The sequence below is a fragment of the Streptococcus sp. 2741 genome (assembly GCF_013276315.1).
Lineage (GTDB): Bacteria > Bacillota > Bacilli > Lactobacillales > Streptococcaceae > Streptococcus > Streptococcus pseudopneumoniae.
In genome coordinates, this window is record NZ_VMKU01000061.1 from 16,519 (window position 1) to 29,688 (window position 13,170).

The 13,170-nt window shown below is 42.3% G+C and carries 15 protein-coding genes; 14 read left to right on the forward strand and 1 reads right to left on the reverse strand.

What is annotated here, in order from left to right; all coding sequences use genetic code 11:
* Positions 1-78: 78 nt before the first annotated feature.
* From HT671_RS06800 to HT671_RS06810, 3 genes are read left to right on the forward strand one after another with little or no spacing between them, the layout of a single operon-like run.
* Positions 79-780: a M57 family metalloprotease gene (locus HT671_RS06800; protein ID WP_172923097.1), complete on the forward strand. Its 702-nt coding sequence runs from the start codon at positions 79-81 to the stop codon at positions 778-780.
* Positions 781-818: 38 nt separating this feature from the next.
* Positions 819-2,666, forward strand: coding sequence for an excinuclease ABC subunit UvrC (gene uvrC / locus HT671_RS06805; RefSeq protein WP_138703012.1), 1,848 nt, complete (start codon positions 819-821; stop codon positions 2,664-2,666).
* Complete coding sequence (locus HT671_RS06810; RefSeq protein WP_138703013.1) at positions 2,656-3,489, forward strand: metallophosphoesterase family protein; 834 nt, start codon at positions 2,656-2,658, stop codon at positions 3,487-3,489. Before uvrC ends, HT671_RS06810 begins: the two co-directional genes overlap by 11 nt.
* 65 nt (positions 3,490-3,554) lie before the next feature.
* Here the strand turns inward: HT671_RS06810 and HT671_RS06815 are convergent, their stop codons facing one another.
* Positions 3,555-4,355 (reverse strand): amino acid ABC transporter substrate-binding protein, encoded by an 801-nt coding sequence (locus HT671_RS06815; RefSeq protein WP_023940924.1) that lies wholly within the window; start codon positions 4,353-4,355, stop codon positions 3,555-3,557.
* 170 nt (positions 4,356-4,525) lie between these two features.
* On the opposite strand from HT671_RS06815, the gene HT671_RS06820 reads away from it, so the two are divergent.
* The 11 genes from HT671_RS06820 to rplA all read left to right on the forward strand — a co-directional run bounded on the left by HT671_RS06820 (position 4,526) and on the right by rplA (position 12,998).
* Positions 4,526-5,131 carry a nitroreductase family protein gene (locus tag HT671_RS06820; protein WP_000670173.1) on the forward strand — a complete coding sequence of 202 codons (606 nt, stop codon included), beginning with the start codon at positions 4,526-4,528 and terminating at the stop codon, positions 5,129-5,131.
* A gap of 12 nt (positions 5,132-5,143) precedes the next feature.
* A complete protein-coding gene (gene pepV / locus HT671_RS06825) occupies positions 5,144-6,544 on the forward strand; it encodes a dipeptidase PepV (RefSeq protein WP_138703014.1) in 1,401 nt (466 codons plus the stop codon).
* Positions 6,545-6,597: 53 nt separating this feature from the next.
* Positions 6,598-7,176 (forward strand): uracil-DNA glycosylase family protein, encoded by a 579-nt coding sequence (locus tag HT671_RS06830; protein WP_138703015.1) that lies wholly within the window; start codon positions 6,598-6,600, stop codon positions 7,174-7,176.
* A gap of 3 nt (positions 7,177-7,179) precedes the next feature.
* Positions 7,180-7,326: a hypothetical protein gene (locus HT671_RS11665; RefSeq protein ID WP_240153268.1), complete on the forward strand. Its 147-nt coding sequence runs from the start codon at positions 7,180-7,182 to the stop codon at positions 7,324-7,326.
* Between the two features lie 10 nt (positions 7,327-7,336).
* Complete coding sequence (locus tag HT671_RS06840) at positions 7,337-7,624, forward strand: rhodanese-like domain-containing protein (RefSeq protein ID WP_138703016.1); 288 nt, start codon at positions 7,337-7,339, stop codon at positions 7,622-7,624.
* Positions 7,625-7,795: 171 nt separating this feature from the next.
* A complete protein-coding gene (gene brnQ / locus HT671_RS06845; protein WP_166735343.1) occupies positions 7,796-9,121 on the forward strand; it encodes a branched-chain amino acid transport system II carrier protein in 1,326 nt (441 codons plus the stop codon).
* Between the two features lie 203 nt (positions 9,122-9,324).
* Positions 9,325-10,362, forward strand: coding sequence for a M42 family metallopeptidase (locus HT671_RS06850; RefSeq protein WP_100104474.1), 1,038 nt, complete (start codon positions 9,325-9,327; stop codon positions 10,360-10,362).
* A gap of 1 nt (position 10,363) precedes the next feature.
* On the forward strand, positions 10,364-10,834 hold the full coding sequence (locus HT671_RS06855; protein WP_138703018.1) for an HIT family protein: 471 nt from the start codon (positions 10,364-10,366) through the stop codon (positions 10,832-10,834).
* 2 nt (positions 10,835-10,836) lie between these two features.
* The gene (ldcB, locus tag HT671_RS06860; protein WP_023936566.1) at positions 10,837-11,553 is read left to right on the forward strand and encodes an LD-carboxypeptidase LdcB/DacB; all 717 of its coding nucleotides are present in this window, start codon (positions 10,837-10,839) and stop codon (positions 11,551-11,553) included.
* A 122-nt stretch (positions 11,554-11,675) separates the two neighbouring features.
* Positions 11,676-12,101 (forward strand): 50S ribosomal protein L11, encoded by a 426-nt coding sequence (gene rplK / locus HT671_RS06865; RefSeq protein WP_001085812.1) that lies wholly within the window; start codon positions 11,676-11,678, stop codon positions 12,099-12,101.
* A gap of 207 nt (positions 12,102-12,308) precedes the next feature.
* Entirely contained in the window at positions 12,309-12,998 is a 690-nt protein-coding gene (rplA, locus tag HT671_RS06870; RefSeq protein WP_001085675.1) for a 50S ribosomal protein L1, read from the forward strand.
* Positions 12,999-13,170 lie beyond the last annotated feature (172 nt).

Here is a 13,170-nt window from a genome sequence, read left to right on the forward strand (position 1 = left end):
GGTGAAAAAGTCAGTATTTAGCTTTCTTTTAGCTTCTTTTAGTAAAATAATTTTTATTTGCTAGAAAGGTGGAGAGACATGCGCTGGCTTTTTCGTTTGATAGGGGCTTTCTTTTCTTTTGTGTGGCGTTTGTTTTGGCGTCTGGTTTGGATAGTTGTGCTTTTATGTGTGCTTGCTTTCGGACTTCTCTGGTATCTGAACGGGGATTTTCAAGGAGCGCTAAAGCAAGCAGAACGGTCAGTAAAAATTGGTCAACAAAGTATTGACCAATGGGAGAAAACAGGGCAACTGCCTAAGTTAAGCCAGACAGATAGTCACCAGCATTCTGAAGGAAGGTGGCCACAGGCCTCTGCTCGTATTTACCTGGATCCGCAGATGGATTCACGCTTTCAAGAGGCTTATGTAGAAGCAATCCAGAACTGGAATCAAACTGGTGCTTTTAACTTTGAACTCGTGACTGAGTCTAGTAAGGCGGATATTACGGCTACGGAGATGAACGACGGAGGCACTCCTGTGGCAGGAGAGGCGGAAAGTCAAACTAATCTCTTAACAGGGCAATTCTTGTCCGTAACGGTGCGCTTGAATCATTATTATTTGTCCAATCCATACTATGGCTATTCCTATGAACGCCTTGTCCATACGGCAGAACATGAGTTAGGTCATGCGATTGGCTTGGACCATACAGATGAGAACTCTGTCATGCAACCAGCAGGTTCTTTTTATGGTATCCAGGAAGAGGATGTTGAAAGACTTCGAAAATTATATGAGACCAATGAGTAGGGGACTATTTTTCCCTACTTTTTTGCTATAATGGAACTATGAACAACTTGATTAAATCAAAACTAGAGCTCTTGCCGACCAGCCCTGGTTGTTACATTCACAAGGATAAAAACGGCACCATTATCTATGTAGGAAAGGCTAAAAATCTGCGTAACCGCGTGCGGTCCTATTTCCGTGGAAGTCATGATACCAAAACAGAGGCTTTGGTGTCTGAAATTGTAGATTTTGAATTTATCGTTACGGAGTCTAATATTGAGGCACTTCTCCTAGAAATCAACCTGATTAAGGAAAATAAGCCTAAATACAATATCATGCTCAAGGATGACAAGTCCTATCCCTTCATCAAAATCACTAATGAGCGCTATCCACGCTTGATTATCACTCGTCAGGTCAAGAAGGACGGAGGTCTCTACTTTGGTCCCTATCCAGATGTGGGGGCGGCCAATGAAATCAAGCGACTACTGGATCGGATTTTCCCTTTTCGTAAGTGTACCAATCCACCGTCTAAGGTCTGTTTTTACTACCATATCGGCCAATGCATGAGCCACACCATCTGTAAGAAGGATGAGGACTATTTCAAGTCTATGGCTCAGGAGGTTTCTGATTTTCTGAAAGGCCAAGATGATAAAATCATTGATAACCTCAAGGGCAAAATGGCAGCGGCGGCTCAGACTATGGAGTTTGAACGTGCGGCGGAATACCGTGACCTGATTCAGGCTATTGGAACGCTTCGAACCAAGCAACGGGTCATGGCTAAGGATCTCCAAAATCGCGATGTCTTTGGCTACTATGTGGATAAGGGCTGGATGTGTGTGCAAGTTTTCTTTGTTCGTCAGGGCAAGCTCATCGAGCGCGATGTCAATCTATTCCCCTACTTCAATGATCCAGATGAGGATTTTTTGACCTATGTAGGACAATTCTATCAAGAAAAATCTCATCTAGTTCCCAATGAGGTACTGATTCCGCAGGATATTGACGAAGAAGCTGTCAAGGCTTTGGTGGATACCAAGATTCTCCAACCCCAACGTGGAGAGAAAAAACAGCTGGTCAATCTAGCCATAAAAAATGCACGTGTTAGTCTGGAGCAGAAATTTAACCTGCTAGAAAAATCAGTCGAAAAGACCCAAGGAGCTATTGAAAATCTAGGACGTTTGCTCCAAATTCCGACTCCAGTTCGCATCGAGTCCTTCGATAATTCCAACATCATGGGGACTAGTCCTGTTTCAGCTATGGTGGTCTTTGTCAACGGCAAACCAAGTAAAAAAGATTATCGTAAGTATAAAATCAAGACTGTGGTTGGACCAGACGACTATGCCAGTATGCGTGAGGTTATTCGCAGACGTTATGGTCGAGTACAACGAGAAGGTTTGACTCCTCCAGATTTGATTGTCATTGATGGGGGACAAGGTCAAGTCAATATCGCCAAGCAAGTCATCCAAGAGGAACTGGGCTTGGATATTCCCATTGCAGGTCTGCAAAAGAATGATAAGCACCAAACTCATGAATTGCTCTTTGGAGATCCGCTGGAAGTGGTGGACTTGTCTCGTAATTCTCAGGAATTTTTCCTCCTCCAACGTATCCAAGATGAGGTGCACCGCTTTGCTATCACTTTCCATCGCCAACTGCGCTCCAAAAATTCCTTTTCATCACAATTGGATGGGATTGACGGTCTGGGACCTAAACGCAAGCAAAATCTCATGAGGCACTTCAAGTCTCTGACCAAAATCAAGGAAGCAAGTGTGGATGAGATTGTCGAAGTCGGTGTGCCTAGAGTCGTTGCAGAAGCTGTGCAGAGGAAGTTGAACTCGCAGGAAACAGAAACCTTGCCTCAAGTGGCAGAAGAAAGAGTAGATTATCAAACAGAAGGAGACCATCATGAACCATAAAATCGCAATTTTATCAGATATTCATGGCAATGCGACAGCCTTAGAAGCAGTGATTGCAGATGCTAAAACCCAAGGAGTCAGTGAATATTGGATTCTGGGAGATATTTTTCTACCTGGTCCAGGTGCAAATGACTTGGTCGCCCTGCTAAAGGACCTTCCTATCATAGCCAGTGTTCGAGGCAATTGGGATGATTGTGTCCTTGAGGTCTTGGATGGGCAATACGGTTTGGAACATCCAAAAGAAATCCAGCTCATGCGATTGACCCAGTTTTTGATGGAGCGAATGGATCCTGCAACGATTGTCTGGCTACGAAGCTTGCCTTTGCTGGAAAAGAAAGAAATTGACGGATTGCGCTTTTCTATCTCTCATAATTTACCTGACAAAAACTATGGTGGTGACTTGCTAGTTGAGAATGATACAGAGAAATTTGACCAACTCCTAGATGAGGAAACCGACGTGGCAGTCTATGGTCATGTCCACAAGCAGTTGCTTCGTTACGGCAGTCAAGGGCAACAAATCATCAATCCAGGGTCGATTGGCATGCCCTATTTTAATTGGGATGCGTTAAAAAATCACCGTGCCCAGTATGCCGTGATAGAAATTGAAGATGGGGAATTGGTAAATATCCTATTTCGTAAAGTTGCTTATGACTACGAAGCGGAGTTGGAATTGGCTAAGTCTCAGGGGCTTCCCTTTATCGAAATGTATGAAGAACTACGTCGTGAAGATAACTATCAGGGACACAATCTGGAATTATTAGCAAGCTTAATAGAAAAGCATGGGTATGTAGAAGATGTGAAGAATTTTTTTGATTTTTTGTAAGAGTTTCCTAAAATAACCAATGCAAATTAAAAACGATTGGCTCGTCCAATCGCTTTTAGTATATCTTATTGTAACTGAGATTGATCTGGGAGATAAGAACCACCTAGATAGGTATTGCTGAGTTTTTCGAGTGTTCCGTCTTGGTAGAGTTCTTTGAGTGCTTTATCAAATTGTTCTTTAAACTCTTTTTGGTCGCTTGAGAAAACAATATAATTGTTGGGGCTATCGACAGAAGGTAAATCAACAACTGAGAGATCTAGGTCGCGGTCCTTGATGATCTTTTGAACGGATACCTTGTCAAAGACTAGGAAATCAAATTCACCGTTAGCAAGGTCTAGGATTCGTTTACCGATATCTTCACCAGAAAAATCGATAGTAGCAGGATTGTCAGTGTGTTTCTGATTCCAGTTATTGATGAATTGAGCGTTTGAAGTTCCGGTATCCTCTTGCGTTGTTTTGCCAGCAATTTGATCAAGAGAAGTCAAAGGATTTTTCTTGTTGCTAACAAGGACGAGGGGATTGTTGGAAATCGGAAGCGAGTATAGGTATTTTTCAGCACGCTCTTTTGTGTAACTCAAGTTATTGGCAGCTGCTTGATAGTGACCAGAATCAAGTCCAGGGAAGATACTTTCCCAGGCAGTTCTTTGGAATTGAATCTCGTAGTCGCTGAGTTTTTCATCCACTGCTTTTAGAACTTCGATATCGAAGCCTGTCAGATTTCCCTTGTCTTCGTAGTCAAATGGCGGCACGTCGCCAGCTGTAGCAAGGACGATTGTCTTTTGAGCGCTAGTCTCTTTGGGTGTAGCTTGATTCCCACAGGCAACCAAAAATGGTAGGATAGCTAGTAATAGGCTAAATTTTTTCATACTGTCTCCATTCAAATGTAAAGTACTTGCTAGTTTATCAGAAATGTTCCTGATAAACCAATATATATCTTTTATGTCTGTGATAGAAAAACTTAATCATGAAAAATCCCTGCAAGCTCTTTCAAATTATGGTAGAATGGAAGCAGTAGAATTAGAAAAGGAAATCGATTATGAAATTTCTTGAATTAAACAAAAAACGTCATGCGACCAAGCATTTCACTGATAAGCCAGTTGATCCAAAAGATGTGCGTACGGCTATCGAAATTGCAACCTTGGCGCCAAGCGCCCACAACAGCCAGCCTTGGAAATTTGTAGTTGTTCGTGAGAAAAATGCTGAACTGGCAAAGTTGGCTTATGGTTCAAACTTTGAGCAGGTATCATCAGCGCCTGTAACCATTGCCTTGTTTACAGATACGGACTTAGCCAAACGTGCTCGTAAGATTGCCCGTGTTGGTGGTGCTAATAACTTTTCTGAAGAGCAACTTCAATATTTTATGAAAAATCTGCCAGCTGAGTTTGCCCGTTACAGTGAGCAACAAGTCAGCGACTACCTAGCCCTCAATGCAGGTTTGGTTGCTATGAACTTGGTTCTTGCTCTGACAGACCAAGGGATTGGTTCCAACATTATCCTTGGTTTTGACAAATCAAAAGTTAATGAAGTTTTGGAAATCGAAGACCGTTTCCGCCCAGAACTCTTGATCACAGTGGGTTATACAGACGAAAAATTGGAACCAAGCTACCGCTTGCCAGTAGATGAAATCATCGAGAAAAGATAGAAAGAAGAAAAAATGACAGCAATTGATTTTACAGCAGAAGTAGAAAAACGCAAAGAAGACCTCTTGGCTGACTTGTTTAGCCTTTTGGAAATCAACTCAGAACGTGATGACAGCAAAGTTGATGCTGAGCATCCATTTGGGCCTGGGCCGGTCAAAGCTTTGGAAAAATTCCTTGAAATCGCAGACCGCGATGGCTACCCAACTAAAAATGTTGACAACTACGCAGGACATTTTGAGTTTGGTGATGGAGAAGAAGTTCTCGGAATCTTTGCTCACATGGACGTGGTGCCAGCTGGTAGCGGTTGGGACACAGATCCTTACACACCGACTATCAAAGACGGTCGCCTTTATGCGCGTGGTGCTTCAGATGACAAGGGACCTACAACAGCTTGTTACTATGGTTTGAAAATCATCAAAGAATTGGGCCTTCCAACTTCTAAAAAAGTTCGCTTCATCGTCGGAACAGACGAAGAATCAGGCTGGGCAGACATGGACTACTACTTCGAGCACGTAGGACTTGCCAAACCAGACTTCGGTTTCTCTCCAGACGCTGAATTCCCTATCATCAATGGTGAAAAAGGAAATATCACGGAATACCTTCACTTTGCAGGAGAAAATACAGGTGCAGCTCGTCTTCACAGCTTCACAGGTGGTTTACGTGAAAACATGGTGCCTGAATCAGCAACAGCTGTTGTTTCAGGAGATTTGGCTGACTTGCAAGCTAAACTAGATGCCTTTGTTGCAGAACACAAACTTAGAGGAGAACTTCAAGAAGAAGCTGGCCAATACAAGGTGACGATCATTGGTAAATCAGCCCACGGTGCTATGCCTGCTTCAGGTATCAATGGTGCGACTTACCTAGCCCTCTTCCTTAGCCAGTTTGACTTTGCTGGTCCAGCAAAAGACTACCTTGACATCGCTGGAAAAATTCTATTGAACGACCATGAAGGTGAAAGTCTCAAGATTGCTCATGTGGATGAAAAGATGGGTGCTCTTTCTATGAATGCAGGCGTCTTCCGCTTTGATGAAACAAGCGCTGATAATACCATTGCCCTTAATATCCGCTATCCAAAAGGAACAAGTCCAGAGCAAATCAAGTCAATCCTTGAAAACTTGCCGGTTGCTTCTGTTAGCCTTTCTGAACATGGTCATACGCCTCACTATGTGCCAATGGAAGATCCACTTGTGCAAACCTTGTTGAATGTTTATGAAAAACAAACTGGTCTTAAAGGTCACGAGCAAGTCATCGGTGGTGGTACCTTTGGTCGCTTGCTAGAACGAGGTGTTGCCTACGGTGCCATGTTCCCAGACTCTATTGACACCATGCACCAAGCCAATGAATTTATCGCCTTGGACGATCTCTTCCGAGCAGCAGCAATTTATGCCGAAGCTATTTACGAATTGATCAAATAAAACGATAGAAGTCTGAGATCTTATGCTTGGACTTCTTTTTGGAGGGAAAGTAGATGTCTCAAATCGAAAGAATCAAACAGGCTATCACGGCGGATTCGCAGAATGCCAGCTATACAGAGCGTGGCATTGAGCCTCTCTTTGCAGCGCCAAAAACTGCTCGCATCAATATCATCGGTCAGGCTCCGGGACTTAAAACTCAAGAAGCAAGCCTTTACTGGAAAGATAAAAGTGGTGACCGCTTGCGGGATTGGCTAGGTGTGGATGAAGATACCTTTTATAATTCAGGTTATTTTGCTGTTTTGCCTATGGATTTCTACTTTCCAGGGCATGGTAAGTCAGGTGATTTACCGCCGCGAGCAGGTTTTGCAGAAAAATGGCATCCGCAGCTCTTACAGGAATTGCCTGATATTCAGTTAACCCTCTTGATTGGGCAATATGCCCAAGCCTACTATTTACAGGAGAAAATCAGTGGGAAGGTAACGGAGAGGGTGAAACACTATAAAGACTATCTGCCAACCTATTTTCCACTAGTTCACCCCTCACCACGAAATCAAATCTGGATGGCCAAAAATCCTTGGTTTGAGTCAGAAGTGGTGCCAGATTTGAAAAAAAGAATTAAAACCATTTTATAGTCAATGAAAATCAAAGAGCAAACTAGGAAGCTAGCCGCAGGTTGCTCAAAGTACAGCTTTGAGGTTGTGGATAGAACTGACGAAGTCAGTAACCATACCTATTGTAAGGCGACGCTGACGTGGTTTGAAGAGATTTTCGAAGAGTATTAGGAGAAAAAGAATGAAAGAAATAACCTTTGACGCATTTTACCAGCTTTACCAAAATGAGCAACTTTCTTTAGTGGATGTGAGAGAAGTGGATGAGTTTGAAGCTCTTCATTTAGAAGGTGCTCAGAATCTTCCTCTGAGTCAACTGACTGATACCTATGATCAATTGGACAAGGACCAGTTACATTATGTTATTTGTAAATCTGGAATGAGATCGGCGCGTGCTTGCCAATTTCTAGCTGAACAAAGTTATGAGGTTATCAATGTCCAAGGTGGTATGACTGCCTTTGAAGAACTCTAAACATAAGAATTTTCTCCTACTTGGTGTGATTTAGGTAGGAGAATATTATTTTTAGATAATTCTTATTTTTAAGAATCTTGAAAACATTCAATATTTACTTCGTGAAGCTTTTTTCATACTCCTATTCATGATATACTAGGTCAGTATTTTATAAATATAAAGGAGATTTTCATGGCTAAAAAAGGTGCCCTAACAGGTTTGCTCCTGTTTGGAATATTTTTTGGTGCGGGGAACTTGATTTTTCCGCCTTCTCTGGGTGCTCTATCTGGAGAACATTTTCTTCCTGCCATCGCAGGTTTTGTCTTTTCAGGTGTCGGTATCGCCGTCTTGACTCTGATTATTGGAACGCTAAATCCTAAAGGATATATCTACGAGATTTCAACAAAGATAGCGCCTTGGTTTGCGACTCTTTACCTCTCAGTTCTTTACTTGTCAATCGGTCCATTCTTTGCTATCCCACGTACTGCTACAACAGCTTACGAAGTAGGGATTAGCCCCCTTTTGTCGGATGCAAATAAAGGGCTTGGTTTGATTGTCTTTACGGTTCTTTATTTTGTGGCAGCCTATTTGATTTCGCTCAATCCATCAAAAATCTTGGATCGTATCGGCCGTATTTTAACGCCAGTCTTTGCGATTTTGATTGTTATCTTGGTTGTTCTGGGAGCTTTCAAATACGGTGGAACAAGTCCTCAAGTTGCTTCAGCTGCTTATCAAGCTTCTGCCTTTGGTACAGGTTTCCTAGAAGGTTACAATACCTTGGACGCCCTTGCTTCAGTTGCCTTTAGCGTAATCGCAGTTCAAACCTTGAAACAACTTGGATTTTCAAGTAAGAAAGAATACATTTCGACTATTTGGGTGGTTGGTATCGTTGTAGCCCTTGCTTTCAGCGCTCTGTATATTGGTTTAGGTTTCCTTGGAAATCATTTCCCAGTACCAGCTGAGGCTATGAAGGGTGGAACACCAGGTGTTTACATCTTGTCACAAGCCACCCAAGAAATCTTTGGCTCAACAGCCCAACTCTTCCTGGCAGCTATGGTTACTGTAACCTGCTTCACAACAACAGTTGGTTTGATTGTGTCAACAGCTGAGTTCTTTAATGAGCGCTTCCCACAAATCAGCTACAAGGTTTATGCGACAGCCTTTACCTTGATTGGATTTGTCATTGCCAATTTGGGTCTTGATGCGATTATCAAGTACTCAATCCCTGTGCTGGTTATTTTGTACCCAATCACGATTGCCATCGTTATGATTGTCATTGTCAACAAATTCGTGGCTCTTTCAAAACCAGGTATGCAGTTGACAATTGCTGTTGTTACAGCTATTGGCATTGCAAGCGTACTAGGAAGCTCCTTTAAGGTTGAATTTTTTGCAAATCTTGTTAGCGTTCTTCCTTTTGCCAAGGCCTCACTCCCATGGTTGGTGCCAGCCATCGTTGGAATCTTGCTCTCATTGGTTTTACCAAACAAGCAAGAAAGTGATGTTTTTGAAATGGAATAATCACTAATACTCTTCGAAAATCAAATTCAAACCGCGTCAACGTCGCCTTGTCGTACTCAAGTACAGCCTGCGGCTAGTTTCCTAGTTTGCTCTTTGATTTTCATTGAGTATAAAATCACTTTTGTAGCCAAGTCTACAGGAGTGATTTTCTTTTTTTATCCGATGATAAATGTGTTATAATAGGTAGCAAAAGAGGTGAAGAAATGAATCAAACAGTAGAATATATCAAAGAACTAACAGCTATTGCATCGCCAACAGGCTTCACTCGTGAGATTTCGGACTATTTAGTCAAGACTTTAGAAGGTTTTGGTTACCAGCCGGTTCGCACAGCTAAGGGCGGTGTCAATGTGACCATTAAAGGTCAAAAAGATGAACAACACCGCTATGTGACTGCCCATGTAGATACGCTGGGTGCCATTGTCCGTGCTGTCAAACCAGACGGTCGTCTCAAAATGGACCGTATCGGTGGTTTTCCTTGGAACATGATTGAAGGAGAAAACTGTACCGTTCATGTGGCTAGCACAGGTCAAAAGCTATCAGGTACCATCCTCATCCACCAAACTTCTTGCCATGTCTATAAGGATGCAGGAACTGCAGAACGCACGCAGGACAATATGGAAGTGCGTTTGGACGCCAAAGTAACAAATGAAAAAGAAACTCGTGCCTTGGGGATTGAGGTCGGTGATTTTATCAGTTTTGACCCACGAACTGTCGTGACAGAGACAGGTTTTATCAAGTCTCGTCATTTGGACGACAAGGTCAGCGCAGCGATTTTGCTTAACCTGCTTCGTATCTATAAGGAAGAGAAGATTGAATTGCCCGTAACAACCCATTTTGCTTTTTCAGTCTTTGAAGAAGTGGGACACGGTGCTAATTCTAACATTCCTGCTCAGGTAGTAGAATATCTGGCTGTGGACATGGGAGCTATGGGAGATGACCAGCAGACAGACGAATATACAGTATCCATCTGTGTCAAGGATGCTTCAGGTCCTTATCACTATGACTTCCGTCAACACTTGGTTGCTTTGGCTAAAGAGCAAGATATTCCATTTAAGCTGGATATCTATCCATTTTATGGTTCGGATGCTTCAGCAGCTATGTCTGCAGGGGCAGAAGTCAAACACGCCCTTCTCGGTGCTGGTATCGAGTCTAGTCATTCTTATGAGCGCACTCATATTGACTCGGTGGTTGCAACAGAGCGTATGGTTGATGCTTATCTGAAGAGCGCATTGGTAGACTAATATGTGCCTTATTTGTCAGAGAATTGAGCTCATCAAGAAGGGAGAAAATCCCTATTTTGTCAAAGAATTAGGAACAGGATATGTAGTCATTGGAGATCACCAGTATTTTGCAGGCTATAGTCTTTTTCTAGCCAAGGAACATGTCACCGAATTGCATCATTTAGAAAAGGAAACGAGGCTCCGTTTTCTAGAGGAAATGAGTTTAGTCCAAGAGGCAGTTGCCAAGGCCTTTACTGCTGAGAAAATGAATATCGAGCTTCTAGGCAATGGCGATGCCCACCTTCATTGGCACATTTTCCCTAGACGAACAGGTGATATGAATGGTCACGGCCTCAAGGGACGTGGTCCAGTCTGGTGGGTTCCCTTTGAAGAAATGACAGCAGAAACCTGCCAAGCAAAACCTGATGAGATTGAAAAATTAGTCAAACGTTTATCGTCAGAACTAGATAAACTATTAGAAATAAAGGAGTAAAAATGAAAAAAAGATACCTTGTCTTGACAGCCTTGCTAGCCTTGACATTGGCAGCTTGTTCACAAGAAAAAACAAAAAATGAAGATGGAGCAGCTAAAACAGAGCAAACAGCTAAAGCTGATGGAACAGTCGGTAGTAATTCTCAAGGAACTGCCCAGAAAAAAGCAGAAGTGGTCAATAAAGGAGACTACTACAGCATCCAAGGGAAATACGATGAAATCATCGTAGCAAATAAACACTATCCATTGTCGAAAGACTACAATCCAGGGGAAAATCCAACAGCCAAGGCAGAGTTGGTCAAACTCATCAAGGCTATGCAAGAGGCAGGTTTCCCGATTAGCGACCATTATAGTGGTTTTAGAAGTTATGAAACTCAGACCAAGCTCTATCAAGATTATGTCAACCAAGATGGGAAGGCAGCAGCTGACCGTTACTCTGCCCGTCCTGGCTATAGCGAACACCAGACAGGCTTGGCCTTTGATGTGATTGGGACTGATGGTGATTTGGTAACAGAAGAAAAAGCAGCCCAATGGCTTTTGGATCATGCAGCTGATTATGGCTTTGTTGTCCGTTATCTCAAAGGTAAGGAAAAGGAAACAGGCTATATGGCTGAAGAATGGCACCTGCGTTATGTCGGAAAAGAAGCAAAAGAAATTGCTGCAAGTGGTCTCAGTTTGGAAGAGTATTACGGCTTTGAAGGCGGAGATTACGTCGATTAAAAAATAAACTTTTCTCTTGCAATTCCAGATAAATAGTGTATAATAGATGGGTATGTGAAAAGCATACTTGTGGGAGGTAAAAATCTCTAATTACCGCCAAAACCACAAAGGAGGATTTAAAAATGGCTAAAAAAGTCGAAAAACTTGTAAAATTGCAAATCCCTGCTGGTAAAGCTACACCAGCTCCACCGGTTGGACCTGCTCTTGGTCAAGCTGGTATCAACATCATGGGATTCACAAAAGAGTTCAACGCTCGTACAGCTGACCAAGCTGGGATGATTATTCCAGTTGTTATCTCAGTTTACGAAGATAAATCATTTACTTTCGTTACGAAAACACCACCAGCTGCTGTTCTTTTGAAAAAAGCTGCAGGTGTTGAAAAAGGATCAAGTACACCTAATAAAACTAAAGTTGCTACAGTTACTCGTGCACAAGTACAAGAAATTGCAGAAACTAAGATGCCAGATTTGAACGCAGCAAACGTAGAGTCTGCAATGCGTATGATCGAAGGTACTGCTCGTTCTATGGGATTCACTGTTGTTGACTAATCAATAACACAGTAGAAAATCTCACAGCAGTCTATTAGTTGCTTTTCATACTAGGCAAGTGACTGATACTTGTACTTGGGTACAGCAAGGGAACTTAAGGCCGTAGGAAAAGGAAAGTAATAGACTGAAAACCCGCAAGACTTCATCATTTCGAGGAGTGACGTGGGAGATGAAAATCGATTGAACCACTTACAAGGAGAATAGAAAATGGCTAAAAAAAGCAAACAACTTCGTGCTGCTCTTGAGAAAATCGACAGCACAAAAGCATACAGCGTAGAAGAAGCTGTAGCACTTGCAAAAGAAACTAACTTTGCAAAATTTGACGCAACTGTAGAAGTTGCTTACAACTTGAACATCGACGTTAAAAAAGCTGACCAACAAATCCGTGGAGCAATGGTATTGCCAAACGGTACTGGTAAAACTTCACGCGTTCTTGTTTTCGCACGCGGTGCAAAAGCTGAAGAAGCAAAAGCTGCTGGTGCAGACTTTGTTGGTGAAGATGACCTTGTTGCTAAAATCAACGACGGTTGGTTGGACTTCGACGTAGTTATCGCTACACCTGATATGATGGCTCTTGTTGGACGTCTTGGACGTGTCCTTGGACCACGTAACTTGATGCCAAACCCTAAAACTGGTACTGTAACAATGGATGTTGCTAAAGCAGTTGAAGAGTCTAAAGGTGGTAAAATCACTTACCGTGCTGACCGTGCAGGTAACGTTCAAGCAATCATCGGTAAAGTATCATTTGAAGCTGAAAAATTGGTTGAAAACTTTAAAGCTTTCAACGAAACAATCCAAAAAGCAAAACCAGCTACAGCTAAAGGAACTTACGTAACAAACTTGACTATCACAACTACTCAAGGTGTTGGTATCAAAGTTGACGTAAACTCACTTTAATCAGTAGTTAAAGTAATGTAAAAAAGTTGAAGACGCTATGTCTCAACTTTTTTTGATTTCAAAATCTAGTGGAATGAATCTGGAATAGTCCATCGAGCTTTCTAATACTCTTCGAAAATCTCTTCAAACCACGTCAACGTCGCCTTGCCGTGCGTATGGTTACTGACTTCGT

What these genes read in the sequence shown, in the direction of transcription:
- HT671_RS06800 (WP_172923097.1), top strand. Translation starts at nt 79, where the DNA reads ATGCGCTGGCTTTTTCGTTTGATAGGGGCTTTCTTTTCTTTTGTGTGG.
- uvrC (WP_138703012.1), top strand. Translation starts at nt 819, where the DNA reads ATGAACAACTTGATTAAATCAAAACTAGAGCTCTTGCCGACCAGCCCT.
- HT671_RS06810 (WP_138703013.1), top strand. Translation starts at nt 2,656, where the DNA reads ATGAACCATAAAATCGCAATTTTATCAGATATTCATGGCAATGCGACA.
- HT671_RS06815 (WP_023940924.1), bottom strand. Translation starts at nt 4,355, where the DNA reads ATGAAAAAATTTAGCCTATTACTAGCTATCCTACCATTTTTGGTTGCC.
- HT671_RS06820 (WP_000670173.1), top strand. Translation starts at nt 4,526, where the DNA reads ATGAAATTTCTTGAATTAAACAAAAAACGTCATGCGACCAAGCATTTC.
- pepV (WP_138703014.1), top strand. Translation starts at nt 5,144, where the DNA reads ATGACAGCAATTGATTTTACAGCAGAAGTAGAAAAACGCAAAGAAGAC.
- HT671_RS06830 (WP_138703015.1), top strand. Translation starts at nt 6,598, where the DNA reads ATGTCTCAAATCGAAAGAATCAAACAGGCTATCACGGCGGATTCGCAG.
- HT671_RS11665 (WP_240153268.1), top strand. Translation starts at nt 7,180, where the DNA reads ATGAAAATCAAAGAGCAAACTAGGAAGCTAGCCGCAGGTTGCTCAAAG.
- HT671_RS06840 (WP_138703016.1), top strand. Translation starts at nt 7,337, where the DNA reads ATGAAAGAAATAACCTTTGACGCATTTTACCAGCTTTACCAAAATGAG.
- brnQ (WP_166735343.1), top strand. Translation starts at nt 7,796, where the DNA reads ATGGCTAAAAAAGGTGCCCTAACAGGTTTGCTCCTGTTTGGAATATTT.
- HT671_RS06850 (WP_100104474.1), top strand. Translation starts at nt 9,325, where the DNA reads ATGAATCAAACAGTAGAATATATCAAAGAACTAACAGCTATTGCATCG.
- HT671_RS06855 (WP_138703018.1), top strand. Translation starts at nt 10,364, where the DNA reads ATGTGCCTTATTTGTCAGAGAATTGAGCTCATCAAGAAGGGAGAAAAT.
- ldcB (WP_023936566.1), top strand. Translation starts at nt 10,837, where the DNA reads ATGAAAAAAAGATACCTTGTCTTGACAGCCTTGCTAGCCTTGACATTG.
- rplK (WP_001085812.1), top strand. Translation starts at nt 11,676, where the DNA reads ATGGCTAAAAAAGTCGAAAAACTTGTAAAATTGCAAATCCCTGCTGGT.
- rplA (WP_001085675.1), top strand. Translation starts at nt 12,309, where the DNA reads ATGGCTAAAAAAAGCAAACAACTTCGTGCTGCTCTTGAGAAAATCGAC.